General features: G+C 73.2%; 21 protein-coding genes. 16 read left to right on the forward strand and 5 right to left on the reverse strand.

The features are described from left to right. Positions 1 to 160 precede the first annotated feature (160 nt). The 4 genes from ACFVTF_RS29240 to ACFVTF_RS29255 all read left to right on the forward strand — a co-directional run bounded on the left by ACFVTF_RS29240 (position 161) and on the right by ACFVTF_RS29255 (position 4,587). Positions 161 to 439, forward strand: coding sequence for a hypothetical protein (locus ACFVTF_RS29240; RefSeq protein ID WP_387817384.1), 279 nt, complete (start codon positions 161 to 163; stop codon positions 437 to 439). A gap of 71 nt (positions 440 to 510) precedes the next feature. Next, positions 511 to 873 carry an ArsR/SmtB family transcription factor gene (locus ACFVTF_RS29245; RefSeq protein WP_387817385.1) on the forward strand — a complete coding sequence of 121 codons (363 nt, stop codon included), beginning with the start codon at positions 511 to 513 and terminating at the stop codon, positions 871 to 873. Positions 874 to 1,010: 137 nt separating this feature from the next. Next, on the forward strand, positions 1,011 to 2,372 hold the full coding sequence (locus ACFVTF_RS29250) for an MFS transporter (protein ID WP_387817386.1): 1,362 nt from the start codon (positions 1,011 to 1,013) through the stop codon (positions 2,370 to 2,372). Between the two features lie 139 nt (positions 2,373 to 2,511). Then, on the forward strand, positions 2,512 to 4,587 hold the full coding sequence (locus tag ACFVTF_RS29255; protein WP_387817387.1) for a heavy metal translocating P-type ATPase: 2,076 nt from the start codon (positions 2,512 to 2,514) through the stop codon (positions 4,585 to 4,587). On the opposite strand, the gene ACFVTF_RS29260 is transcribed toward ACFVTF_RS29255, so the two are convergent. After that, complete coding sequence (locus tag ACFVTF_RS29260; RefSeq protein ID WP_387817388.1) at positions 4,554 to 5,756, reverse strand: MFS transporter; 1,203 nt, start codon at positions 5,754 to 5,756, stop codon at positions 4,554 to 4,556. The genes ACFVTF_RS29255 and ACFVTF_RS29260 overlap by 34 nt on opposite strands. 194 nt (positions 5,757 to 5,950) lie before the next feature. Here ACFVTF_RS29260 and ACFVTF_RS29265 point away from each other — a divergent pair, with 194 nt between their 5' ends. Further along, a complete protein-coding gene (locus ACFVTF_RS29265) occupies positions 5,951 to 7,510 on the forward strand; it encodes a purple acid phosphatase family protein (RefSeq protein ID WP_387817389.1) in 1,560 nt (519 codons plus the stop codon). 66 nt (positions 7,511 to 7,576) lie between these two features. Here the strand turns inward: ACFVTF_RS29265 and ACFVTF_RS29270 are convergent, their stop codons facing one another. Next, positions 7,577 to 9,634, reverse strand: coding sequence for a glycogen debranching N-terminal domain-containing protein (locus tag ACFVTF_RS29270; protein ID WP_387817390.1), 2,058 nt, complete (start codon positions 9,632 to 9,634; stop codon positions 7,577 to 7,579). A 208-nt stretch (positions 9,635 to 9,842) separates the two neighbouring features. Here ACFVTF_RS29270 and ACFVTF_RS29275 point away from each other — a divergent pair, with 208 nt between their 5' ends. From ACFVTF_RS29275 to ACFVTF_RS29295, 5 genes are all read left to right on the forward strand, one after another. Next, positions 9,843 to 10,835 carry a LacI family DNA-binding transcriptional regulator gene (locus tag ACFVTF_RS29275; RefSeq protein ID WP_371515465.1) on the forward strand — a complete coding sequence of 331 codons (993 nt, stop codon included), beginning with the start codon at positions 9,843 to 9,845 and terminating at the stop codon, positions 10,833 to 10,835. Between the two features lie 62 nt (positions 10,836 to 10,897). Further along, a complete protein-coding gene (locus ACFVTF_RS29280; RefSeq protein WP_387817391.1) occupies positions 10,898 to 12,151 on the forward strand; it encodes an extracellular solute-binding protein in 1,254 nt (417 codons plus the stop codon). After that, the gene (locus tag ACFVTF_RS29285; RefSeq protein ID WP_371515467.1) at positions 12,141 to 13,217 is read left to right on the forward strand and encodes a carbohydrate ABC transporter permease; all 1,077 of its coding nucleotides are present in this window, start codon (positions 12,141 to 12,143) and stop codon (positions 13,215 to 13,217) included. Before ACFVTF_RS29280 ends, ACFVTF_RS29285 begins: the two co-directional genes overlap by 11 nt. Next, entirely contained in the window at positions 13,204 to 14,100 is an 897-nt protein-coding gene (locus ACFVTF_RS29290) for a carbohydrate ABC transporter permease (RefSeq protein ID WP_387817392.1), read from the forward strand. The genes ACFVTF_RS29285 and ACFVTF_RS29290 overlap by 14 nt, the downstream gene beginning before the upstream one ends. Before the next feature lie 65 nt (positions 14,101 to 14,165). Then, complete coding sequence (locus tag ACFVTF_RS29295) at positions 14,166 to 15,944, forward strand: glycoside hydrolase family 15 protein (RefSeq protein ID WP_387817393.1); 1,779 nt, start codon at positions 14,166 to 14,168, stop codon at positions 15,942 to 15,944. 26 nt (positions 15,945 to 15,970) lie between these two features. Here the strand turns inward: ACFVTF_RS29295 and ACFVTF_RS29300 are convergent, their stop codons facing one another. Next, positions 15,971 to 16,318, reverse strand: coding sequence for a winged helix-turn-helix transcriptional regulator (locus tag ACFVTF_RS29300; protein ID WP_387817429.1), 348 nt, complete (start codon positions 16,316 to 16,318; stop codon positions 15,971 to 15,973). A gap of 149 nt (positions 16,319 to 16,467) precedes the next feature. Here ACFVTF_RS29300 and ACFVTF_RS29305 point away from each other — a divergent pair, with 149 nt between their 5' ends. Continuing rightward, positions 16,468 to 17,040 carry a carboxymuconolactone decarboxylase family protein gene (locus ACFVTF_RS29305; RefSeq protein WP_387817394.1) on the forward strand — a complete coding sequence of 191 codons (573 nt, stop codon included), beginning with the start codon at positions 16,468 to 16,470 and terminating at the stop codon, positions 17,038 to 17,040. Positions 17,041 to 17,239: 199 nt separating this feature from the next. Then, on the forward strand, positions 17,240 to 18,460 hold the full coding sequence (locus ACFVTF_RS29310) for a hypothetical protein (RefSeq protein WP_387817395.1): 1,221 nt from the start codon (positions 17,240 to 17,242) through the stop codon (positions 18,458 to 18,460). Between the two features lie 94 nt (positions 18,461 to 18,554). On the opposite strand, the gene ACFVTF_RS29315 is transcribed toward ACFVTF_RS29310, so the two are convergent. Next, positions 18,555 to 19,310 (reverse strand): class I SAM-dependent methyltransferase, encoded by a 756-nt coding sequence (locus ACFVTF_RS29315; protein WP_387817397.1) that lies wholly within the window; start codon positions 19,308 to 19,310, stop codon positions 18,555 to 18,557. A 208-nt stretch (positions 19,311 to 19,518) separates the two neighbouring features. Between ACFVTF_RS29315 and ACFVTF_RS29320 the strand changes: the two genes are divergently transcribed. The 4 genes from ACFVTF_RS29320 to ACFVTF_RS29335 all read left to right on the forward strand — a co-directional run bounded on the left by ACFVTF_RS29320 (position 19,519) and on the right by ACFVTF_RS29335 (position 23,976). Then, positions 19,519 to 21,057 carry an MFS transporter gene (locus tag ACFVTF_RS29320; RefSeq protein ID WP_387817398.1) on the forward strand — a complete coding sequence of 513 codons (1,539 nt, stop codon included), beginning with the start codon at positions 19,519 to 19,521 and terminating at the stop codon, positions 21,055 to 21,057. A gap of 81 nt (positions 21,058 to 21,138) precedes the next feature. Next, entirely contained in the window at positions 21,139 to 21,528 is a 390-nt protein-coding gene (locus tag ACFVTF_RS29325; protein ID WP_063345914.1) for an SCO5389 family protein, read from the forward strand. Positions 21,529 to 21,739: 211 nt separating this feature from the next. Continuing rightward, entirely contained in the window at positions 21,740 to 22,777 is a 1,038-nt protein-coding gene (locus tag ACFVTF_RS29330) for an LLM class flavin-dependent oxidoreductase (RefSeq protein ID WP_387817399.1), read from the forward strand. Between the two features lie 191 nt (positions 22,778 to 22,968). Then, a complete protein-coding gene (locus tag ACFVTF_RS29335) occupies positions 22,969 to 23,976 on the forward strand; it encodes an NADP-dependent oxidoreductase (protein ID WP_387817401.1) in 1,008 nt (335 codons plus the stop codon). Positions 23,977 to 24,042: 66 nt separating this feature from the next. On the opposite strand, the gene ACFVTF_RS29340 is transcribed toward ACFVTF_RS29335, so the two are convergent. Next, positions 24,043 to 25,494 (reverse strand): WGR domain-containing protein, encoded by a 1,452-nt coding sequence (locus ACFVTF_RS29340; protein WP_371515476.1) that lies wholly within the window; start codon positions 25,492 to 25,494, stop codon positions 24,043 to 24,045. Positions 25,495 to 25,623: the final 129 nt, after the last annotated feature.

The following is a 25,623-nucleotide window of genomic DNA, read 5'->3' on the forward strand; positions in this document are numbered from 1 at the left end:
CCCCGAGGGTCCGCGGCCTAGGCTCGGACTCGTCCCCGCCCGGCCGACGCGGGCCCGGCGCCCCGTCACCGCCCTCCGGAGCACCCACAAGACGTCCTCAGCCGCCCACACCCGATCGATCCGCCGCGTCGGACGACACGTCAACGAAGGTGAGGTCCCCGTGGCCGTTCTCGGCGCCTTCCACCGCCGCCACCCCCTCCCCGCCGCGGCGCCCGCCGCACCGGCGCGAGGCTCGGTCGCCGCGACCCTGTCCGCGATCGTGCGCAGGCTCGCCGACAGCCCCCTGGACAGCTCCGTGCTCCAGGCCGTGGGCGCGCCGACCGCCTCCGGCGGCACCGGCGCCGCCCGCCGCACGGTGCGGATGCGGGCCAGCCGGCGGGCCGTCACCGCCCCGGACGGCGCCCGCCGGCTCGAAGCCCGCTGGGGCCCCGGCCACTGAACCCCTTCAGGGCGTGTCTTCACGTGCGCACGTGTGCACGCATCGGGCTCACGCCGCTCTACGATGAGCACATGAGCACAAGCACCGACCTGGCAGCTGCACACGGCTCGCAGGAGCAGGGGCAGGGCGGCGGCGAGCGACTGGACGTCGCCGCGTCCGTCCTCGCCCTGCTCGCGGACCGCACCCGGCTCGCGCTGCTGCACCGGCTCGGCGCGGGCGAGGCCGACGTCACCTCCCTCATCGAGGCGTGCGGGGCCCCGCGCACCTCCGTCAGCCAGCACCTCGCGAAGCTCCGCCTCGCGGGCCTGGTCACCACGCGCAGGGACGGCCGCCGCGTCGTCTACTCGCTGCGCCACGGGCACCTTCGGCGCCTGGTCGACGAGGCGCTGAACGTCGCCGACCACCAGATCGGCTCCCTGCCGCCGCACGACTGACCCGCCGCACGACCGACCCACCCCCTCGGACCGGAACGGCGGCGAGGGCAGCACCATCACAGCCAACACGTGCACACGTATGCACGTGTTGGCTACGATGATGCTGCCGCACCACGCCGCCGACCGGGACGGGGCCGATGCTGTCCACACTGCGCAACCGCACCTACCGCCACCTGTTCGCAGCCCAGGCCATCGCCCTGGTGGGCACGGGCCTGGCCACCGTGGCGCTGAGCCTGCTCGCCTACGACATCGCCGGTGCCGACGCCTCGGCGGTCCTCGGCACCGCACTGGCCGTCAAGATGGTCGCCTACGTGGCCGTCGCGCCGGCGGTCGGCGCCCTCGCCGACCGCATTCCGCGCCGAAGGCTGCTGGTGGCGATGGACCTCACCCGCGCCGCCGTCGCGCTCGCCCTGCCGTTCGTCAGCCAGGCCTGGCAGATCTACGTCCTGATCTTCCTGCTCCAGGCCGCCTCGGCCGCCTTCACTCCGGCCTTCCAGGCCACCATCCCCGAGGTGCTGCCGGCCGAACGGGACTACACCCAGGCGCTGTCGATGTCCCGACTCGCCTACGATCTGGAGTCCCTGTTCAGCCCGGCGCTCGCCGCGGGCCTGCTCGCCCTGGTGCCCTACACCTGGCTGTTCACCGGCACCACCGCGGGCTTCCTCGCCTCCGCCACCCTGGTCGTCTCCGTCGCCCTGCCCAAGCCCGCCCCCGTCGAGCGGACCGGCGGCGGCCACGCCAAGGCCGCCTTCGGCGCCCGCCTGTTCTGGGCCACCCCGCGCCTGCGGGCCCTGCTCGCCCTCGACCTTGCGGTCGCCGCCGCCGGGGCGATCGTCTTCGTCGACACCGTCGTCGCGGTCCGCGAGCACTTCCACCGCCCGGCCGGCGCGGTGTCGCTCGCCCTGGGCGCCTACGGAGCCGGCTCCATGCTGGCCGCCCTGCTCCTGCCCCGGCTCCTGCGGCGGCTCTCCGACCGCACCGTCATGCTCCCGGCCGCCTTCGCGCTCCCCGCCGTCCTGGCCGCCGTCGCCGCCGTCACCGCCGCGGCCCCGGGCGGCTGGTCCTGGGCCGCGCTGCTGGTGTCCTGGGCCGCGATCGGCGCCGCCTGTTCCGCCGTCCTCACACCGGGCGGGCGCCTGATCCGCCGCTCCGCCGCCGACGCGGACCTGCCCGCCGCCTTCGCCGCGCAGTTCTCCCTCTCGCACAGCTGCTGGCTGCTCACCTACCCCCTCGCCGGCTGGCTCGCCGCCGGCGCCGGGCTCCCGGTGACGGCCGTCGTCCTCGGCGCCATCGCCCTGCTCGCCGCCGGCGCCGCCACCGCGATCTGGCCCGCCCGCGACCCCGCCAGGCTCGACCACGTCCACGCCGACCTGCCCCCGGGCCACCCCCACCTCACCGACGCCCACCCGGCCGCGGACGGCTGGCTCCACGGCCACGACTACGTCATCGACCGGTACCACCGCCACTGGCCGCACGGCCTCGCCGCGCGGGCCAACTAGTCAGGGGCTGCCCGGCGGGGGGCGACAACCGCATCACCCGGGAGGGTCAATCCAGCGGGAATAAATGAAGAGCTGTTCATGTATTCCTGTATGGTCGACGCGTCGTCCCGTCGTGTCCGCGTGGAGGAACACCACAGCCATGTCCGCAACCCTCACCGAGCGCCCAGCCGCCGCAGCCCCGCGCGGCGGCGCCGCCCCCAAGCGCCGTACGCGCGTCTTCGCGCTGGCCGAGGCCCGCTGGGCCGCCGCCGCGACCGTCGCCTTCCTGACCGCCCTGCCGCTCCAGCTGACCGGCGCCCCGGCCTGGGCCTGGGGGCCGCTGTACGCGATCGCCTACGTCACCGGCGGCTGGGAGCCCGGCTGGGCCGGCCTCCAGGCGCTGCGCGAGAAGACCCTCGACGTCGACCTGCTGATGATCGTCGCCGCGATCGGCGCGGCCTCGATCGGGCAGGTGATGGACGGCGCGCTGCTGATCGTCATCTTCGCCACCTCGGGCGCGCTGGAGGCGCTGGCCACCGCCCGCACCCAGGACTCGGTGCGCGGCCTGCTCGACCTCGCCCCCACCACCGCCACCCGCCTGCTGGACGGCGGCGGCGAGGAGACCGTCGCCACCGAGGACCTGGTGGTCGGCGACACCATCCTGATCCGCCCCGGCGAGCGCGTCGGCGCCGACGGCCGCGTCCTGGACGGCGCGAGCGAGGTCGACCAGGCCACCATCACCGGCGAGCCGCTGCCGGCCGCCAAGCAGCAGGGCGACGAGGTCTTCGCCGGCACCCTGAACGGCACCGGCGCCCTGCGGGTGAAGGTCGAGCGCGACGCCTCCGACTCGGTGATCGCCCGGATCGTCGCCATGGTCGAGGAGGCCTCGGAGACCAAGGCCCCCACCCAGCTGTTCATCGAGCGGGTCGAGCAGCGCTACTCCCTGGGCATGGTCTTCGCGACCCTCGCCGTCTTCCTGGTCCCGCTGGCGCTGGGCGCCGCCGTGACCGGCTCGCTGCTGCGGGCGATGACCTTCATGATCGTCGCCTCGCCCTGCGCCGTGGTGCTGGCCACCATGCCACCGCTGCTGTCCGCGATCGCCAACGCCGGCCGCCACGGCGTCCTGGTGAAGTCCGCCGTCGTGATGGAGCGGCTCGGGCAGGTCGACGCGGTCGCGCTGGACAAGACCGGCACCCTCACCGAGGGCACCCCCCGGATCACCGACCTCCTCCCCCTCGCCGGCAGCGGCCTGGACGAGGACGGACTGCTGGCCCTGGCGGCCGCCGCCGAGCACCCCAGCGAACACCCGCTGGCCCGCGCGGTGGTCGACGCCGCCCGCCGGCGCGGCCTCGACCTGCCCGTCGCCGAGGGCTTCGCCTCCACCCCCGGCATCGGGGTGACCGCCACCGTCTCCGGTGCCGTCATCGCGGTCGGCGCCCCCGCCCGGCTCCTCGACGGCGCCGCCGACGCGCCCTCCACCGCGGCGGAGGCCACCACCACCGCCACCGCCACCGCCTCGGCCGCGGCCCTCGCCATCGCCGAGGAGCTGGAGCGCGACGGGCGCACCGCCGTCCTGGTCCAGCGCGACGGCGTCCCGGTCGGCGTGCTCGGCATCGCCGACCGCCTGCGCCCCGACGCCGCCGCCACCGTCACCGCCCTGGCGGCCCTGACCGGCGCCGCCCCGGTGCTGCTGACCGGCGACAACCCGCGCGCCGCCGCCCGCCTCGCCGCCGAGGTCGGCATCACCGACGTCCGCGCGGGGCTGCTCCCCCAGGACAAGGTCGCCGCCGTCCAGGAGCAGGAGCGGGCCGGGCGCAAGGTGCTGGTGATCGGCGACGGCGTCAACGACGCCCCCGCCCTCGCCGCCGCCCACACCGGCATCGCGATGGGCCGGGCGGGCTCCGACCTGGCGCTGGAGACCGCCGACGCGGTCGTCGTCCGCGACGAACTCGCGACCGTCCCCACGGTGATCGCGCTGTCCCGGGCGGCCCGGCGGCTGGTCGTCCAGAACCTGGTGATCGCTTCGGTGTTCATCTCCGGCCTGGTCGTGTGGGACCTGGTCGCCACCCTGCCCCTGCCGCTCGGCGTCCTCGGCCACGAGGGCTCGACCGTCATCGTCGGCCTCAACGGCCTGCGGCTGCTGCGCGAGAGCGCCTGGAAGCGCGCGGGCGCCGCCGGGCCGCGGCCGGTTCAGGAGCCGGTTCAGGAGCCGGCGCGGGCCCGGCGCAGCAGGTAGGCGCCGGAGACGGCGGCGAGCAGGGCCATGCAGGCGGTGAAGACCAGGCCGGCGTGGGCCAGGCCGATCGGCCCGGTGAGCAGGCCGATGCCGATCACCGGGATCGAGATGCCGAAGTAGGCGACCACGAAGAGCGCCGACAGGGCGCCGCCGCGGTGCTCGGCGGGAGCCGCGGCGGCGATCTCGCCGACGGCGCCGCGCAGGCCCATGCCCTGGCCGGCGCCGCCCACCAGGGCGCTGAGCACCAGCAGCGGCAGGGCCGTCCAGGCGAGGGAGCCCGCCATCAGGGCCAGCCCGGCGATCAGCACCAGGCAGCCGATCGGGATCGCCCGGACGGTGCCCAGCCGGGGCACCACGAGCTGGCCGAGGGTCGAGGCGAAGAAGGCCGTGCAGACGATCAGGCCGACGACGGCCGGGCTGTGGACGCCCAGCCGCTGGGAGAGGAAGGCCGGGCTGACGGAGGTGAAGACGCCCAGCAGGGAGAAGCCCGCGAACGCGGCGAGGCCGGCCGGGACGAACACCCCGCGGACCTCCGGCGGCAGGGACGGCCGGCGCGGCCGGGCGGTGCGCAGCGGGCGGGCGCCGGTGACGGTCTCCGGCAGGAGCCAGGTGACGGTGAAGGAGGCGGCGAGCAGCACCAGGTGCACGGCGAACGGCAGGGTCAGGGGGTGGGTCGTGTACTCGGCGAGCAGCCCCGACAGCACCGGTCCGCAGCCCAGGCCGCCGATGTTGGCGGCGGTCGCGACGAAGCCCGCGCGGGCCTGGTGTCCGGGTGGGGCGAGCTCCAGGACGTACGCGGTGGCGGTGCCGGTGAACAGGCCCGCGGACAGGCCGGACAGCAGGCGACCCAGGGCCAGCAGCGGGAGGCCGCCTTCGGCCAGGAAGGCGACGGCGCTGCAGGCGGCGAGCGCGAGTCCGCAGAGCAGGACGGGCCGGCGTCCGACGGAGTCGGAGACGTTGCCGACGAGCAGCAGGACGCCGATGACGCCGAAGGCGTAGACGGCGAAGACGAGCGTCACCATCAGTTCGGAGAAGCCGATCTGTTCCTGGTACAGCCCGTACAGCGGGGTGGGCAGGGTGGTGCCCGCCATGCAGACGGCGAAGCCGGCGGCCGCCCCGAGGTAGCCCGCCCGGCCCATGGCGGGTCGCGCGGTCTGATGATCGGTCATTCGCCCACGGTAGGCGCCCGTCGGTGCCGGGCCCGCGACGCGCGGGCGGGGTTACGCCGATCGGCTCCACGAGCGGATCGCCCGCCCGGCGGCGCCCCCGCACCCGGTACGCCGCCAACTGGCGTGCGGTGCGGCCGAATCCGCAGGCGTCCGCCCTCTTGTCAAAGGTTAGTGATGTTTCCTAACTTAATGTCATGTCCGAGACCTCACGGCACTCCCGGCGCGACCTCCTGCGAGTGAGCGCGGCGGGCGGTGCCGCCCTCGCCGCGGGCAGCCTCCTGCTGCCCGGCACCGCCCAGGCCGCCCCCCGCCCGACCGCCCTCGACACCCCGACCCTCCCCGCACCCCGCAGCGACCGGACCGCCGGGGCCGCGCTGCGCCCCTTCGGCCGGCACCTGGCCTTCGGGGCCGATCCCTCCCGACAGGTCGTCGTCTCCTGGCAGGTGCCGGGCGCGGTGACCGCCCCCTTCGTCCGGATCGGCCTCCAGCCCGGCGACTTGGGCTCCCCGATCGCCGCCGAGGTCCGCACCCTGGTCAGCAAGCTGTCCTGGCAGCACCCGGTCGAGGACCAGCCCCTGGTCAAGCCCACCACCGTCACCCAGTACTACCTGCACGCGCAGGTGGACCAGCTGATCCCGGACACCACGTACTACTACGTCGTCGGCCACCAGGGCTACGACCCCGCGGGGCAGCGCGCCCTGCTCGGCGACGTGGCGAGCTTCCGCACCGCGCCCGCACCCGACCGCGGCACCGGGTTCACCTTCACGGCCTTCGGCGACCAGGGCGTCGGGTACAACGCGGCCGCCACCGCCAACCTGATCGCCGGCCTCGACCCCGCCTTCCACCTCCACATGGGCGACCTCTCGTACGCCAACAGCGGCGGCAGCGGCAAGACCAGCGACCCCTACGACGCCCGCCTGTGGGACTCCTTCTTCGTGCAGAACGAACCCGTCGCCTCCCGGACCCCGTGGATGATGGCGATCGGCAACCACGAGATGGAGGCCTGGTACGGCGCCGACGGCTACGGGGGCATCCGCGCCCGGTTCACGATGCCCGACAACGCCTGGGCGCAGTCCACCGGCATCTACTCCTGGCGCTGCCAGAACGTCGGCCTGATCAGCCTCGACGGCAACGACATCTGCTACAACACCGCGGCCAACCTGAACTACACCAAGGGCAAGCAGAAGAAGTGGCTGGAGAGCCGGCTCGCCGCGCTCCGCGCCGACACCACCATCGACTTCGTCGTCGTCTACCTGCACCAGTGCACGTACTCCACCTGCCACGACAACGGGGCCGAACTCGGCGCGCAGCAGGACTGGGCCCCGCTGTTCGACAAGTACCAGGTGGACCTGGTGCTCAGCGGCCACAACCACGTCTACGAGCGGACCGACCCCATCCGCTCCGGCAAGCCCACCCGCAAGGTCGCCTCCGGAGACACCGTCAATCCGCTGAAGGACGGCACCACGTACGTCGTCGCGGGCGGCGGTGGCGGCGGGGTCTACTCCTTCCCCGTCCCCGACACCTACCTCGGGCACGAGACGAAGAACGACTCCCCCGTCCCGATGGTGGTCGCCGATCCGAGCGGCCACAACCAGACCGTCAAGGTCAGCTGGTCCAGGGTCCGTTACACCGGTTACTGCCTGGTGGCGGTCGACGTGACGCCCGCCGCCGCCGGCAAGCCGGCCCGCATGGCGGTGCGCTCGATCACCGAGGACGGCACCGCCGTGGACCAGTTCACCGTGCAACGCGGCTGACCCGGCCCGCGCCCGCGCCCGGACGGCCTGTTCCCCGCCGGCCGGGCGCGGCCGGCGGGGTTCGCGTCAACGGTCCGTGGTGACGGTGAAGCCCTGCGGGGCGCGCAGCTCGACGGCTCCGGTGTGGTCGGTGGACACCTCGATCGGCAGGCCGGCCACCGTCAGGCCGGTGAACGTCAGCGACTCGTAGCCGGCCGGGAGTTGGGCGCGCACCCGGAGCCGGCGGTTGGGGGCGTCGGCCTCCAGGCCGAGCAGTGCCTGCACCACCTGGACGGAGGCGGCGGCGGCCCAGGCCTGCGGACGGCAGGAGGCCGGGTAGGGGACGGGGCGGGCGACCTCGGCGCGCGGGTGGCCGCCGAAGAGTTCGGGCAGGCGGTGCTCGAAGGCCGCCGCCGCGCGGACCAGGCCGGCGGCCAGCGGCGCGGCGGCCTCGTGCAGCCCGGCGCGGGCGAGGCCGTGGACGGCGATGGCGCTGTCGTGCGGCCAGACCGAACCGGTGTGGTAGCCGAGCGGGTTGAAGCCGGCCGCGGCGGCGTCCAGGGTGCGCAGCCCGAAGCCGCTGTCCATGCCGGGGGCGGTGAGCCGGCCGGCGACCAGGGCGCTCTCCTGCGGGTCGAGCAGGCCGGTGCCGAGCAGGTGGCCCATGTTGGAGGCGACCGAGTCGACCTTGCGCTTGCCGCCGTCCAGGGCGACCACCGGGTACGGGCCGTGCGCGTCCTCGGTCCAGAACCGGTCGCGGAAGCGCAGCCGCAGCTCCTCCGCCCACTGCCGCCAGCGGTCGGCGCCGGGCCGGCCGAAGGCCTCCAGCAGGGCGGCCGAGGCCACGGCGGCCTCGTAGGCGTAGGCCTGGACCTCGCTGAGCGCGATGGGGGCGTCGGCGATCCGGCCGTCGCGGAAGCGGATGCTGTCGGAGGAGTCCTTCCAGCCCTGGTTGGAGAGCCCCTTGCCGGAGCTGTCGACGTACTCCAGGAAGCCGTCGCCGTCCGCGTCGGCGTGGTCGGCCAGCCAGGCGAGGGCGGCCTCGGCGTGCGGCAGCAGGTCTTCGACCTCGTCCTCGGGCATGCCCCAGCGCCAGGCGTCGTGCAGCAGGGTGAGCCACAGCGGGGTGGCGTCGGCCGTGCCGAAGTAGCAGGGCGGCAGGTGGGAGCCGTTGTCAAGGTGCTGCTCGTCGCGGCGGACCTCGTGGAGGATCTTGCCAGGCTGCTCCTCGGTGGCCGGATCGAGGGCGCGGCCCTGGCGGCGGGCCAGGGTGCGCAGCGTGCCGGCGGCGAGTTCGGTGCCGAGCGGGAGCATCATCCGGGCCGCCCAGAGGGAGTCGCGGCCGAACAGGGTGAGGAACCAGGGGGCCCCGGCGCCGAGGAAGTGGTCGGCGGGGTCCAGCGGGTCGGTGAGCAGGAGGCCGCGCAGGTCCTGGTGGGAGCGGGCGATCCAGTGCGCGAGGTGGTGGTCGCGGCCGGTGATCCCGGGGGTGCGCCACGGGGCGGCGTCGGCGGCCGGGGCGGGGAAGAGGTCGCCGTCGCGGTGCTCGGCGGTGCACTCCAGGACGGCCTGCCAGCTCTGGCCGGGGGCGAGTTCGAGGTCGAAGCCCAGGGTGCCGGTGTCGGCGGCGAGGTGGTCGGGCGCCGGCTCGACGGTGAGGGCGGCGCTGAGCGGGCCCTGGCTCCAGCGCAGGCCGTTCGGGCCGGCGGTGGGCGTGAGGGCCTGGGTGGCGCGGCCGGCCTTGACGGAGTCCATCGCGGCGAAGTCGCTCTCCGCGCGCAGGTCCAGGCGCAGGCGGGCGGTGAGGTCGCCCGCGTTGCGGACGGTGTAGCGCTCGACGAGGCGGCCGGGGTGCAGCTCCCGGCGGCGTTCCAGGGTGACGGCCGGGTCGGGGGTGAGTTCGGCGAGGCCGCGCAGCACGGTGACGAAGGTGGTGCGCCCGTCCTCGCCGTGCGCGGTGGCGACGGGGGCGTTGGGGATCCCGGCGACGCCGGCCTCCAGGCGGGAGAGGATCCGGCGGTCCCCGTGGTAGAAGCCGTCCGCGCCTTCGCCGATCCGACCGTCCGGGCGCGAGGCACAGAAGCTCGGGGCGGCCACGGAGAGCTGGGCGTCGTGCAGGAACGGCTGCAGGGCGATCGCTGACATGGTCTCTTCATCCTCGTTTTAGGGCTTGACAGTTGCTTCCACTCGGGCGCAACCTTTCTGCCATTGGAGCGTTCCAAGACATTAACCCCCCTGGTGGGGAAGATGGAACCCCGTATTGGAACGCTCCAAGATCTTGTCAATGAAGACAGAACCTAGGATCGCCGTCATGCATGCACACTCATCGCCCCGGCCCAGGACAGGGTCCGCCGTGACCCTGGAAATGGTCGCCGCCCGGGCCGGCGTGGGCCGTCAGACGGTGTCCAACGCGATCAACTCGCCCGAGCTGCTGCGCCCGCAGACGCTGGAGCGGGTCCAGCGCGCGATCGACGAGCTCGGCTACCGCCCGCACCGGGCCGCGCAGGCGCTCAAGACCAGGGCCAGCCGGCTGATCGGCTACGGCATCCGCTCCAGCAGCACCGGCGTCCCGACCCCGGTCCTGGACCAGTTCCTGCACTCGCTCTCCGAGGCCGCCGACCAGGCCGGCTACCGGGTGGTGCTGTTCGCCGTCGCCCCCGGGGACGACGAACTCACCAGCTACCAGCGGCTGCTCGACGAGCACGGCGCGGACGGCTTCGTCCTCAGCGGCACCGACCGCGGCGACCGCCGCCAGGGCTGGCTGCACGAACGCGGCGTCCCCTACGTCGCCTTCGGCCGCACCTGGTCCGGCCGGGACGTCGGCGACTGGGTCGACGTCGACGGCTCCGCCGGGACTTCGGCCGCCGTGCGCCACCTGGCCGGGCTCGGCCACCGCAAGATCGGCTTCCTCGGCTGGCCGAAGGGCTCCGGCGTCGGCGACGACCGCGCCCGCGGCTGGCAGAGCGCGATGCGCGAACTGGGCCTGCCCGCCCGGGGCCGCCGGGCCGAGAGCCCGGACGACCGGGCGAGCGCCACCGAGGCCGCCGAACGGCTGCTCGCGACCGGCGCGACCGCGGTCGTGACCGCCAGCGACACCCTGGCGCTCGGCTGGTACCAGGCGCTGCGCCGCGACGGCCGCACCCCCGGCCCGGACGCGGCCGTCATCGGCTTCGACGACTCGCCGATCGCCCCCCTGCTGTTCCCGTCGCTGTCCAGCCTCGCCCAACCGCTCGACGCGGTCGGCCGCGAGTGCATGCGGCTGCTGCTGGAACGCCTCGGCGACCACCACCGGCCGACCGAACACGTGCTCCTGGAACCGGCGCTGGTCCTGCGCGAAAGCGTCTGACCGCCACTCCCCCGAACCATCTCCGCTCACTCCCCCCACCCACCCTCGCAAGGAGATCCCGCATGGCCACCTCCCGCACCCTCGCCGCGGCAGCCGTCTGCACGGCCGTCGCCCTCGGCGCCGTCACCGGCTGCTCCTCCTCCGGCGGCTTCGGCGACTCACCGGCCAAGCAGTCCTCCGGCGGCAACCAGAGCCTGACGGTGCTGATCGCCACCTCCGGCGAGTCCGAGACGGCCGCGGTCAAGGCCGCCACGGCCGACTGGGCCAAGAAGACCGGCAACACCGTCACCGTGCAGATCGCCAGCGACATCAACCAGCAGCTCGGCCAGGCCTTCGCCGGCGGCACCCCGCCGGACCTCTTCTACGTCAACTCCGACCAGTTCGCGAACTACGCCAAGGGCGGCTCGCTGTACGCCTACGGCGACCAGATCCCGGACGCCGCCGACTTCTCCGAGCCGCTGCGCAAGGCCTTCAGCTACGACGGCAAGCTCACCTGCCTGCCCAAGGACACCTCCACCCTGGGCCTGGCGATCAACACCACGCTGTGGCAGCAGGCCGGCCTGACCGAGGCCGACTACCCGACCAGCTGGCAGCAGCTCTCCGACGACGCCGCCAAGCTCACCAAGGACGGCGTGACCGGCCTGGTGACCGCCCCCGACTACCAGCGGCTCGGCGCCCTGCTGAAGGAGGCCGGCGGCTGGATCACCAACCCCGAGCAGACCGCGATGACCGCCGACAGCCCGGCCAACAAGCAGGCGCTGGAGTACGTGCAGTCGATGATGAAGGCCGGCTCGGCCAAGTACGTCGCCGAGGTGGACGCCGGCTGGGGCGGCGAGGCGCTCGGCAAGGGCAAGGCCGCGATGACCATCGAGGGCAACTGGCTCAAGGGCGCGATGGCCAAGGACTACCCGAACGTCCAGTACAAGGTGCTCCCGCTGCCCGCCGGCCCGGCCGGCCCCGGCACCCTCGCCTTCAGCAACTGCTGGGGCATCGCCGCCAAGAGCCAGCACCAGGCGGCCGGGGTCGACCTGGTCAAGCACCTCGCCTCCGCCGACCAGCAGCTGGAGTTCGCCCAGGCCTTCGGCGTGATGCCCTCGCGCACCAGCGCGCTGAGCGCCTACGCCCAGAAGTACCCCGAGTCCAAGGCCTGGGTCGACGGCGTCGCCAACGCCCAGGCGCCGGTCACCATCGCCGGGTTCACCAAGGTGCTCACCCAGTTCAACACCGACCTCCAGTCGCTGAAGACGGGCGACCCGGCGGCCATCCTGGGCACCCTCCAGCGCAACGGCGAGCAGGCCATCAAGAATGCCAAGTAACAGCTCCACCGGCACGATACGCCGGCGCAGCCTGCGCGAGGGAGCATGGGGCTGGCTGTTCGCCGGCCCCATGGTCCTGGTCCTCGGCCTCTTCATGGTCCTGCCGATCGGGATGGCCCTGTGGGTCAGCCTGCTGCACTGGGACGGCCAGTCCAACCCGTTCAGCGGCAGCGCGGACTTCATCGGCCTGGACAACTACCGCCGGCTGTTCGCCGAGGACGGCCTGGACCGCACGCTGTTCGCCACCTCGATGCGCAACACGCTGTATTACGTCCTGCTGACGGTGCCGCTGCAGACGGTCCTGGCGCTGCTGCTCGCCATCCTGGTCAACCAGCGGATGCTGCGCGGCCGGGGCGCCCTGCGCACGGTGTTCTACTTCCCGTCCGTCACCAGCTCGATCGCGATCTCGACGGTCTTCCTGTTCCTCTTCCAGGGCAGCGGCGCCGTCAACCGGATGCTGGGCTGGCTCGGGGTCAAGGGGCCGAACTGGTTCGCCGACCCGCGCGGGGTGATCTGGCTGGTGCTCGGCTGGTTCGGCCTGGACCAGCCCGCCCCGGGCACCGGCGGGCCGCTCGGACTGTCCTGGTCGGAGTGGTTCGCCGGGCCCTCGGTCGCGATGTGCACGCTGATCCTGATGGCGGTGTGGACCACCTCCGGCACCTTCATGCTGATCTTCCTCGCCGCCCTCCAGGACATCCCGCGCGAACTGGAGGAGGCCGCCGCGCTCGACGGCGTCAACCGCCGCCAGCTGCTGCGCCACGTCACCCTGCCCGCGCTGCGGCCCGTCCTGTTCCTGGTGCTGACCCTCGGCCTGATCTCCACCTGGCAGGTCTTCGACCAGGTGTACGTGATGGGCAAGGGCGCGCCCGGCAACACCACCCTGACGCCCGCCTACCTGTCCTACTCGGCCGGCTTCGACAACGCCGACTTCGGGCAGGGCGCCGCCATCGCGTTCGTCCTGCTCGGCCTGATCCTGCTGCTCACCGCCGTCCAACGGTGGGTCCTGCGGGAGCGGGACGGCAAGCCCCGCCGCAGCCCGAAGGGAGCCCGCCGTGCCGCACGCTGACCGCAAGGCCACCGTGGACAAGCCGATCCTCGGCCGCTTCCCCCGGCCGCTGCGGATCCTCGGGTACACCGTCCTGCTCGGCTTCGCGCTGCTCTACCTGCTGCCGTTCGTGCTGCAACTGGTGAACAGCTTCAAGACCGACCCGGACGCGGCCGCCCACCCGATGTCGGTGCTGCCCGACGGCGGCACCCTGGCCTCCTACCGGCGCCTGTTCGGCCTGGCGGAGGGCGTCGAGAACATCCCGTTCCTGCGCTGGCTGGGCAACAGCGTGGTGGTGACCGTCCTGGTGACGGCCGGCCGGGTGCTGTTCGACTCGATGGCGGGCTACGCGCTGGCCCGGATCAGGTTCCCGGGCCGCCGGCTGCTGTTCGCCTTCGTGCTGGCCGTGATGGCGGTGCCGGGCGTGGTGCTGCTGATCCCGAAGTTCCTGGTGCTGAAGAGCTTCGGCATGTTCGACAGCTACAGCGGCATGATCCTGCCGCTGCTGGTCGACGCCGCCGGGATCTTCATCATGAAGCAGTTCTTCGAGTCGGTGCCGCGCGAGATCGAGGAGGCGGCGCGGATCGACGGCGCCGGGACGTTCCGGATCTTCTGGTCCGTCGTCCTGCCGATGTCCCGGCCCTCGCTGATCACGCTCACCGTGCTCTCCTTCCAGGGCTCCTGGAACGAGTTCACGCACTTCCTGGTCTCCACCCAGTCCAGCGAGCACGACACCCTCACCACCGGCCTGGCGCACTTCGTCTCCGGCGGCCTCGGCTCCGGGACGCAGTACCCGCTCAAGCTGGCGGCGGCGCTGGTCTCCACCCTCCCGGTGGCGATCCTGTTCTTCTGCTTCCAGCGCCACTTCGTGCGCGGCGCCAACTCGGGCTCGCTCAAGGAGTGAGCCCGGCCCGGCCGGTACACCCCCCCTCTGCCGAACCTTCCTGTGAACCCTTCTTGGAGAACCACGTGCCCGCCCGTATCGAGGACTACGCGCTGATCGGCGACATGCAGACCGCCGCCCTGGTCGGCAGGGACGGCGCCGTCGACTGGCTGTGCCTGCCCCGCTTCGACTCCCCGGCCGTCTTCGCCGGCCTGCTGGGCACGGACGAGCACGGCTTCTGGCGGATCGCCCCCGGTGACGCCCCGCCCGCCCACCGGCGGCGCTACCGGGGCGATTCCCTGATCCTGGAACAGGAGTGGGACACCGCCGGGGGCACCGTCCGGGTGATCGACTTCATGCCGCCGCGCGGCACGGCGGCCCCGCAGCTGATCCGGATCGTCGAGGGCGTCTCCGGCACCGTCCGGATGCGCTCGGCCCTGCGGATGCGCTTCTCGTACGGGCGCGTCGTGCCCTGGGTGCACAAGGTCACGGACGGCGCGGGATCCCGTACGGTCGCCGTGGCCGGGCCCGACTCGGTGTGGCTGGACGGCGAGTCCGAGACCTACGGCCGCGACCTGACCACCTACGCCGACTTCACCGTCACCGCCGGCGAGCGGATCGCCTTCGCCCTCACCTGGCAGGCCTCCCACCTCGGCGCGCCCGACCGGCCGGACGCCGAGCAGGCACTCGCCGCCACCGAGGAGTTCTGGCGCGACTGGGCCGCCCAGTGCACCTACCAGGGCCCCTACCGCGAGGCCGTGATCCGCTCCCTGATCACCCTCAAGGGCCTCACCTACGCCCCCACCGGCGGCATCGTCGCCGCCCCCACCACCTCGCTGCCCGAGGACATCGGCGGCGTCCGCAACTGGGACTACCGCTACACCTGGCTGCGCGACGCCACCATCACGCTCTCCTCGCTGCTGCGCACCGGCTACCGCGACGAGGCCAAGGCCTGGCGCGAGTGGCTGCTGCGCGCCGTCGCCGGCGACCCGGAGAACCTCCAGATCATGTACGGCATCGCCGGCGAACGGGAGCTGGTGGAGACCGAACTCGACTGGCTGCCCGGCTACGAGGGCTCCCGCCCCGTCCGGATCGGCAACGGCGCCGCCGGGCAGCTGCAACTCGACGTCTACGGCGAGGTCGTCGAGGCCCTGCACCTCGCCCAGCACACCGGCCTGGCCCGCAACGACCACGCCCACCTGCTGCAACTGCGGCTGATCTCCTGGCTGGAGGACCACTGGCAGGAGCCGGACGAGGGCATCTGGGAGGTCCGCGGCCCGCGCCGGCACTTCGTCCACTCCAAGGTGATGGCCTGGGTCGCCGTCGACCGGACGGTCCAACTGCTGGAGCAGACCGACTGCGAGGGGCCGCTGGAGCGCTGGCGCGCGCTGCGCGACACCATCCACGAGGACGTCTGCACCCACGGCTACGACCCGGACCGCAACACCTTCACCCAGTCCTACGGCTCGCAGGAGCTGGACGCCTCGCTGCTGCTCATCCCCCAGGTAGGCTTCCTGCCGCCGGACGACAAGCGCGTCATCGGCACCGTCGAGGCGATCCAGCGCGAGCTGTCCACCGAGGACGGCTTCGTGCTGCGCTACCCCACGAGCGGCGGGGTGGACGGCCTGCCGGGCGACGAAGGCGCCTTCCTGGCCTGCTCGTTCTGGCTGGCCGACGCCCTGGCGATGATCGGCCGGACGGACGAGGCGCACCAGCTGTTCGACAAGCTGCTGTCCATCCGCAACGACCTCGGGCTCCTGGCGGAGGAGTGGGACCCGCGGCTCAAGCGCCAGGTCGGCAACTTCCCGCAGGCCTTCAGCCACGTCCCGCTGATCGACACCGCGTTGCGCCTCGGCCGGGGCTGAGCACCGGAGCCCGCCCGCGGTGGCGGTCAGCCCGGCTGTCCGGGCCGGCCGCCACCGCCATCTCCGCCCTCGCCCTCGCCCTCGCCCTGCTCCTGCTCCTGCTCCTGCTCCTGCTCCTGTGCCCAGGCGACCGCCCACGCGTCGAGCGGGCGCAGGGCGTGGCCGAGGGCTTCTCCCAGCCGGGTGAGCCGATAGCCGTCGGCCGACGGGGCGATGAGGCCGCCCGACGTGAGCTCACGGAGCCGCTGGTAGAGGACGCTCGACGACAGGCCGTCGCACCGTGCGAGCAGGGCGCGGGCCCCGAGCGGGCCGGCGCGCAGCTCCCAGAGGAGGCGCAGGGCCCAGCGGCGTCCGAAGAGGTCCATCGCGGCCATGATCGGCCGGCCGGTCGTCGAGCCGCGGACCGGCTCCCCCGGGCGTGGTGTCGGCACGACTCCCCTTGTGTTTCGTTATTCGAAACATTAACATCCCCCTTGCTGTTTCTGATTCCGAAACATCCGGAACGAGCGCAACGGGAGAGCCCATGCCGCGGATAGCCCCGCTGGAGCCGCCGTACACCGACCGGACCGCCGCACGACTCGCGCGCATGATGCCCGAGGGAGCCGCGCCGATCGGACTGTTCCGCCTGTTCGCCAGGAACCCGCCGATGGCCGACGCCATGCACGGGTGGGGCCGCTACGAGCTGGGCCGGCAGCTGAGCCTGACCATGCGCGAGCGCGAGATCGTCATCGACCGGACGTGCGCGCTGTGCGGCTGCGAGTACGAGTGGGGCGTCCACGTGATGTCCTTCGCCGAGCGGGTCGGCCTCACCCGCGAGCAGACGGCGTCACTGGTCCACGGCGGAGCCGCCGACGCGTGCTGGACGTCCGAGCGGGAACGGCTGCTCGTCCTCGCCGTCGACGCGCTGCACGCCGACTCCGACATCGACGACGCGCTGTGGGCGCGACTCACACCGCTCTTCGACGACGACCAGTTGCTCGACCTGCTCCTGCTGTGCGGCTGGTACCACGCCGTCAGCTTCGCCGCGCGAGCCGCGCGGGTGCCGTACGAGCCCGGCGCACCCCGTTTCGACGACGTCATCCCCGGTGCCCGCTGAGCCGCGCCTCCCCCGGAAAATAATCGACCACCCTCTTGCCGATGATGTGATCAAATGTGTAAACACTGTGGCGCTTGACGCCACCGGGGAGGGACTGGTCTGGCCATGCGGCCAGGCCCCGTTACACAGGAGACGTACCATCAACACCGCCATTCGCCGGGCCGCGCGCGGAACCGTTCCCGTCGCCGTCACCGCATCCGTGCTCGCCGCCGGCCTGGCCGCCTGCGGCACCGTCGAGCAGCTGTCCGCCGCGCAGAAGGTGTCCAAGGCCTTCACCAAGGTCGGCGAGGGCAAGGCCGCCGGCCTCACGTTCTCCGTGGACGCGACCCCCGAGCAGATCACCGCCTTCGGCGCGGCCACCGGCGACAAGGTCGACCCGAAGAGCGCCGACGCCGTGTCCGGGCTGAACTTCTCCGTCGCGATATCCGCCGACAAGCCGCTGAAGGACCTCGACACCTTCAAGAACGCGCAAAGCAACGGCGCCGACAAGGACCTGACGCTCGACAAGTCGGTGCGCCTGTCCTACGTGCTCTCCGACCGGAAGGGCACCGCGCTGCTGGAGTACCGCCAGGTCGACGCCAAGGCGTTCCTGCGGGCCGACGCCAAGGGCCTGGTGAAGCTGGTCGGCGAGGACCCCTCGCAGGTCGACGCCATCAGCAGCGGCATGCCCGCCGAACTGAAGCCGGTCAAGGACGTGCTGGCCGGCAAGTGGGTCTCCTTCGACCTGCAGAAGCTCGCCGACGACACCAAGAAGTCCGACGGCGCCAAGGCCACCCCGAGCGGGCAGCCCACGCTGGACCCGGAGTCGGCCAAGCAGCTGACCAACTCCCTCAAGGACGTGCTGTCCCGCACCGTCACCTTCGAGGACAAGGGCAAGAAGGACGGCGCCGAGCACATCTGGATGAGCGCCCCGGGCCGCCAGCTGGCCGACGAACTGCTGAAGGCCCTCAAGCCGCTGGCCGCCAAGCTCCCCCAGCAGTTCGGGAAGCTCCCCACCTCCGTCCCGAGCACCGTGCGCGAGGACAAGGTCGGCGCCGACCTCTACCTGAAGGACGGCAAGCTCTCCGCCGCCACCTTCGACCTCGCCCAGCTGGAGGCGAAGGCCGGACCGGGCGTCAACTTCCCGGTGAAGCTCGCCTTCAACCAGAACGCCCCGACCGTCGAGGCCCCCGCCGACGCCACCGCGCTGACCAGCGACGACATCCAGAACGCGATGCTCAGCCTCCTCACCTCCGGCGCCGCCAGCGGCGGCAAGGGCGGCACCGCCCCGACCACCCCGGCGCTCACCCCCGGCAAGCCCCTGACCCCGGCCCAGGCCGAGGAGCTGAAGGGCCTCGGCCTGCCCCTGGAGCAGCAGCAGGTGTTCAGCAAGCTCGGTATGAGCTACGAGGACATGAAGAGCCTCACCGAGACAGGCTGATCCCCGCTCCTCCCCCACGGTGCCCGGTCGGCCGCGACAGCGGCGGGCCGGGCACCGCTGTTCGACGTCACAGCCGGCGCCCCGGCCGCCCGGATCACCGGCGCGCGAGATGGACGGTGACGTCGGCCGCGACCTCGACCGTCCCGGGCAGCACCCGAGCGATCGCGTCGAAGGCCTGCCTCCGCCTCGGCGGCGGCAGTTGGAGGTACGCCGAGACGGTCGACAGGTGGCCGAGGTAGTACGGGGCGCTCACCAGCAGGCGCCGCCGGATGACGGACTGCCGGACGTCACGGAACAGCCCGGACCGCTCCAACTCCGTTCCCGGCCAATGCAGTTCCTCCTCGGGAGCGGTTCCGTCCGGGGACGGGACGTCGTCGCTCTCCAGGAACGGCGCCCGGGCCGCCCGCACGGCCTCCTCGACGGCCGGGTCGGCCGGCTGGAACGGACCGCCGAAGTTGGCGAACACGCCGTCCGGCTCCAGCAGTTCGGCCACCCGCGACCACCGGCCCTCCGGGCGCGTCCAGTGCAGGGCCGCCGCCGCGTAGACCAGCCCGTACGTCCCGCCCGGCCGCAGGTCCTCGAACGCGGCCCGGACGGTCCGCACGCCGGGGGGCGCCGTCCTGCGCAGTTCGGCGAGCATGGCCGCGTCGGGCTCCGTCGCCGTGACGTCGACCCCGTGCCCGGCGAACAGCCGGGTCGCCTTTCCGGTGCCCGCGCCGATCTCCAGGGCGGTCCGCACCGGCCGGCCCGCGTACGCCGCCACCGTGTCGAAGAGTTCGTCGGGGTACCCCGGCCGGAAACGTTCGTAGGCTTCGGCGATCGCGCCGAAGCTCAGTGCACGAGCAGACATGCCGAGCATCCTGGCACGACCGCGGCGGGCCGTGCCCCGGGTTTTCCGCCGCCGCACCACACCCGGAGGAGTGGTGGTACGGGTCCGGAATCAGCCGGTTGTCGGTAATGAACGATTGTGTTCCCTATACCCCGGGGATACTGCCGGTGTCATTCGACGGACCCGCCCCCTCACCGTCATTCGCTCCCGAGTCATTGGGGGACCTGCCATGGTCACCTCGCGCGCCCTGGCCCCGGCGCCGCCCGCACCCGCGCGACGCGGCCAGCACCCGGGGACAGCCCTCACCGTCATCGCGGCCACCCAGCTCATGGTGGTCCTCGACGTCACGATCGTGAACATCGCCCTGCCGCACATCCAGCAGGCGCTGAGGTTCAACACCACCGACCTGTCCTGGGTCGTCAACGCCTACACCCTCGCCTTCGGCGGGCTCCTGCTGCTGGGCGGGCGGATGGGCGACATCCTCGGGCGCCGGCGCGTGTTCGTCGCCGGGGTCCTGATCTTCAGCCTCGCCTCGCTGCTCGGCGGCGTCGCACAGTCCTCCGGCTGGCTGCTGGCCGCGCGCGCACTCCAGGGCCTGGGCGCGGCGATCGCCTCGCCGACCGCGCTCGCCCTGATCGCGACCAACTTCCCGGAGGGCCCGACCCGCAACCGCGCCTTCGGCGTGTACTCGGCCGTCGCGGGGGCGGGCGGCGCCGTCGGCCTGCTCGCCGGCGGGATCCTGACCTCCTGGCTGTCCTGGCGGTGGGTGCTGTTCGTCAACGTGCCGATCGGCATCGCGATCGCGCTGCTGGCGCCGCTCTACATCAACGAGTCCGAGCGGCACCCCGGACGCTTCGACCTGACCGGCGCGTTCGCCGCCACCGCGGGCATGGTCTCGCTGGTCTTCGGCTTCATCCGGGCCTCCGACCACGGCTGGACCGACCCCGTGACGGTCACCTCGTTCGGCCTGGCCGTGCTGCTGCTGGCGGCCTTCCTGTTCCACGAACGGCGGGCGCCGCAGCCGATCACCCCGCTGCACCTGTTCCGCGACCGCAACCGCTCCGGCGCCTACGGGCTGCTGCTCTGCGTGGCCGCGACCATGTTCAGCATCTTCTTCTTCATGACCCTGTTCGTGCAGGACGTCCTCGGGTTCAGCCCGCTGCGGGCCGGCCTCGCCTTCCTGCCGATCAGCGCCGCGAGCGTCGCGGCCGCCCAGTTCGCCGCCCGCAACCAGCTGCGGTACGGGCGCAGGCCGTTCCTGGTGGTGGGCTCGCTGCTGGTGGCGGGCGGGGCCCTCTGGTCCACCCGGCTCGACGCCCACAGCGGCTACCTGACCGGCGTCCTCGGCCCGACCCTGCTGTTCGGCCTCGGGATGGGCTCGATCTTCGTCCCGGCCACGCTGACGGTGGTCTCCCGGGTCGCCCCGCACGAGACCGGCGCGGCCACCGGCATGCTCAACACCACCCAGCAGGTGGGCGGCTCGCTGGGGCTGTCGATCCTGGTCACGGTCTACGGCGCGGCCAGCCGCAGCGAGGCCGGCCGGCAGGTCGGCGCCTTCCTGCGGCAGGCCACCCCGCAGCAGGCGGCGCAGTTCCGGGCCACCGGAAAGCTGCCGGCGCCGTACTCCTCCGAGGTGCTGGCGCACGGCATCTCCCGGGCGTTCGACATGGGCCTGGCCTTCGCCGTGCTCGCGGCGCTGATCGCCCTGTTCGTCATCAGGACCGACCGGCAGGCGCCGCCCGTCAGCCCTTCGGGGGACGGCGCTTGACAGGGCGTCCGGACATCACCGACAGTCCATCTTGCAATGGTTTTCATCTTCGATAACCAGACTCCGCGAAAGAGGACACCCATGTCGCTCGACGTCTCCCCCGCCCTCCTCGCCCAGGCCGAGCACGGCCGGGTCAACCAGGCCGACTTCCTCGACACCGTGCGCGCCTCCCTCCCCTACGCCTACCAGGTCGTCGCCGGTCTCAGCACCGAACTCAGCGCCACCGAGGACGAGTTCACCACCGACAACACCACGCCCACCGACGAGGAGCGCGCCCAGCTGCTGCGCGCGCTCGCCAGCAACGCCATCCGCGGCAGCCTGGAGGACCACTTCGGCGTCAAGCTCGCCTTCGTCAACTGCCACCGCGTCGGCGCCTTCCGCCCCGGCACCGAGGACGGCGACGCCTACCGCGAGTTCACCTCGCTGCACAACCAGATCCGCAACCAGAGCCCGGAACTGCGCAGCTGCTGACCCTCCCGGACACGCGGCGGGCCCCCGTCGGGGGAGGGGGCCCGCCGCGCCCCGTACCGGGCCGGTGTTGAGGCGGGATTGCGCCGTGTTGCGCGCCGATGTCCGATCCCGCGCCGATCTTGTGAGGACGCGAGCCGCCTGCGTACGTTCGACGGGCACCACCCGCCCGGCCCTCCCGGGGGCCGCCTCACACCACCCGGAGCCACCCACCATGCCGCCGACCCCACGACCGCTGCGGAAACTCGGCTTCCTGACCATCGGACTGTTCGACGAGGCCGACCCGCGCCGGGGCCACGAGTCCACCCTCGACCTCATCACCCTCGGCGAGCAGCTCGGCTTCGACAGCGCCTGGCTGCGCCACCGCCACCTCCAGTACGGGATCTCCTCCCCCGTCGCCGTCCTCGCCGCCGCCTCCCAGCGCACCAGCCGCATCCACCTCGGCACCGCCGTCACCCCGCTCGGCTGGGAGAACCCGCTGCGCCTCGCCGAGGACCTCGCCACCGTCGACATCCTGTCCGGCGGCCGCCTCAACCCCGGCTTCAGCGTCGGCCCACCCACCCACTACGACCGGGTCCGCGGCGCGCTCCACCCCGACACCGGCGAGCACGAGGACTTCGGGACCGGCCGCGCCGAGCGCCTCCTCGGCCTCGTCCGCGGCGAACCCGCCTCCGACTTCGCCGGCACCGAGGGCATCGAGGTGTACTCCCGCCGGGTCCAGCCGCACTCCCCCGGCCTCGCCTCCCGGCTCTGGTACGGCGCCGGCAGCCTGCGCTCCGCCCGCTGGGCCGGCGAGCACGGGCTCAACCTGCTCACCAGCAGCATCGTCAAGGCCGGGGAGCCCGGGGAGTCCGAGGACTTCGCCGAGATCCAACGCACCCAGATCCGCGCCTTCCGCACCGAGCACCCCGACGGCGAGCGCGCCCGCGTCTCCCAGGGCCTCGTCGTCATCCCCACCGACGGCGCCACCCCCGAACAGCGCGCCAAGTACCAGGCGTACGCCCTCGCCCGCACCCCGCGCACCCTCGCCCCGCAGGGCCCGGCCCGGATGGTGTTCGCCCCCGACCTGGTCGGCCCGTCCGAGGAGATCGCCGAGCGGCTGCACGCCCACGCCGGCTACCAGGAGGTCGACGAGGTCGCCTTCGCCCTGCCCTTCACCTTCGACCACCAGGACTACGTGCAGATCCTCACCGACCTCGCCACCCGCCTCGGCCCCGCCCTCGGCTGGCAGCCCTCGACCGGGCACGGCTGACCGGGCGCAGCCGACCCGGCGGCCGGCTGCGCGCGGCCCGGGCCTGTTCGACGAGGCGCGCGCACTCCTCGGCGCCCACGACCGGCCGGGCCGCCGACGTCGACGCGCCGGGCGGGCACTGGTCAGATGACTAAGCGCTTGCTTAGACTCGGGCGTCCAGTGCAGGCCCGCGCGCGCCCCCAGGAGACGTCATGACCGCGACCAACCGTCAGATCCGCCTCGCCCGTCGGCCGGTCGGGGAGGTGCGGGCGGAGGACTGGGCCCACGGGGCGGAGCCGGTGCCGGCGGCCGGGCCCGGGCAGTTCGTGGGGCGGACGCGGTACGTGTCGCTGGACCCGGCGATGCGCGGGTGGCTGGACGACCGCCCGTCCTACCTGCCGCCGGTCGGGCTGGGCGAGGTGATGCGGGCCGGGTCCGTGGTCGAGGTCGTCGAGTCCGACCACCCGAAGTTCCGCGTCGGCGACCACGTGGTCGGCAGCTTCGGCGTCCAGGAGTACGCGGTCTCGGACGGCAAGGGCGCGCTGAAGGTCGACCCCGCGCTCGCGCCGCTGTCGACGTACCTCGGCGCGCTCGGCATGCCCGGGATGACCGCCTACTTCGGGCTGCTGGACGTCGGGGCGCTCAAGGAGGGCGAGACCGTGGTGGTCTCCGGCGCCGCCGGGGCCGTCGGCAGCCTGGTCGGACAGATCGCCAGGATCAAGGGCTGCCGGGTGGTCGGCATCGCGGGCGGCCCCGAGAAGTGCGCGCTGCTCACCGGGGAACTGGGCTTCGACGCGGCGATCGACTACCGCTCCGAGGACGTCCGCAAGGCGCTGCGCGACCACGCGCCCGACGGCATCGACGTGTACTTCGACAACGTCGGCGGGGACGTCCTGGACGCCGCGCTGACCCGGCTCGCGATGCACGCCCGGGTGGTGCTCTGCGGCGCGATCAGCCAGTACAACAACGAGACCGCCGTGCAGGGCCCGTCCAACTACCTGTCACTGCTGGTGCGGCGGGCCCGGATGGAGGGCTTCGTGGTGTTCGACTACGCGCCCCGCTACCCGGAGGCGGCCCGGGAGCTCGCGGGCTGGATCGCGGACGGCCGGATCAAGGTCAAGGAGCACGTGGTGGAGGGGACGGTGGACGACTTCCCGGCGGTCCTCGGGATGCTCTTCCGCGGGGAGAACACCGGCAAGCTGGTGCTGCGGCTGAGCTGAACTCCGGCCCGAGCCGGGCCCGGCGCGGCGGCGACGGGGCGTCCGCCGCCGCCGCACCGGGAGCGCTCAGAGCAGGCGCTTGATCTCGCCGCGCGCCCGGTAGAAGCCGCCCGAGGCGGACTCCCGCACCTCGGCGACCAGGTACCGCGCCCCGGCGACCCGGATGTCCTTCGGGAACTGCACCCGCCGGCCCTGGTCGAAGCCCGCCGACACCACTCGCACCCGCAGCCGGGCTCCGTCCTGCACGCACTCGACCTCGATCCCGCCGCCGGGCAGGCCGCCGGTGCCGACGGCCACCGTCTCCAGGGCCGTGCCCGGCCGCACCGCCTCCCAGCCCGCGTTGCGCACCTCGGCGGTGGCCGGCAGGGACCCGGCCTCGGCCGCCCGGACGGCCTGCTCGCTCGCGTCCAGGCAGGCGAGCGAGCCGTCGGTCGTCACCAGGTAGAGCCGGCCGTCCCGGTACTGCATGCTGTACGCCGAGCCGCAGCCCGTGGCGAGCTTCCACAGCCGGGTGCCGTCGGCGGCGAAGCAGTACACCGAGGAGTGGTTGTCCCCGGCGAAGACGTACTCGCCGTCCGGGGAGGCCGCGCAGGAGAACACGGCGGCGTCGCAGCGGTAGGCGGCGACCTCGGAGCCGTCGGACTTGCGCAGCCGGTGCACCCAGCCGCGCCCGGTGCCGGCGAACACCTCGTCGGCCTCCTGCCAGCCGAACAGCACCTCGCCCTTCGTCGCGGTGTGCCACAGCTGGTCGCCGCCGCGCGCCGCGTAGCGGGCGACGCCGCGCGAGTGGCCGTGGTAGACGCCGTCCGCGTCGCAGCGCACCATCCAGCCGGAGCGGCCCTCGGCCTTGCGGCGCCACTGGAACTCGTCCTCGTGGTCGACGGTGGTCAGCCCGCCGCGTTCGTCGGCGACGCCCAGGACGCCGTCGTGGATGTCGAGCCAGAAGATGTCCACGTCCTCGGCTATCTCGTACGCCACCCGGGGGACCTTGCCGCCCAGGTCGTACACCTTGCCGTCGTCGCAGCCCGCGTAGATCCACCAGTCGTCGGCGACGATGCACTTGACGCCGTCCGGCAGGCCGAACCGGGCGGTGACCTCGCCGTCGTGGGTGAGGGTGTAGACGTCGCCGCGCTCGTTGCCGACCCAGGCGTGCTCCTCGCCGACGAAGACGCCGAAGGCCGGCGAGCCGGAGCGGAAGCGCCACAGCAGCGGCGCCTGGTTCGCCGTCGAACGGGTGCTGACGAGCTGCCGCCTGGTCACCGCCCGGCGCTGGCGCACGCCCTGGACGGCCGGCGCGTAGCCCTTGCGGACCTTCTCGCCGATCTTCTTGGCCGCCGACGCGGCGGCCTTCTCGGCGCTCGGGAAGCTGGTCGACTTGGCCTGCCCCTCCTCGCCGATCCGCCCGTAGCGGACCGTCACCGTACTGCCGGCGAGGCGCACCTCGTAGAACTTGTGCGCGCTCCCCTCCTCCTCGGACAGTTCGAGGTAGGTGACCTGCTCTTCCACGGCGACGGACACGACGAAGTCCCCTTTCGGGTTTTCGGGCAACGGAGACGGGAGGCGGGGCCTGTTCGCGGCCCTGCTCACCGACAACCCCCAACCTAAGGCCCGGCACTGACAACGCGTCCCGCCGGGCCTGCCCGGAAC

The sequence above is a fragment of the Kitasatospora sp. NPDC057940 genome, assembly GCF_042887425.1.
Lineage (GTDB): Bacteria > Actinomycetota > Actinomycetes > Streptomycetales > Streptomycetaceae > Kitasatospora.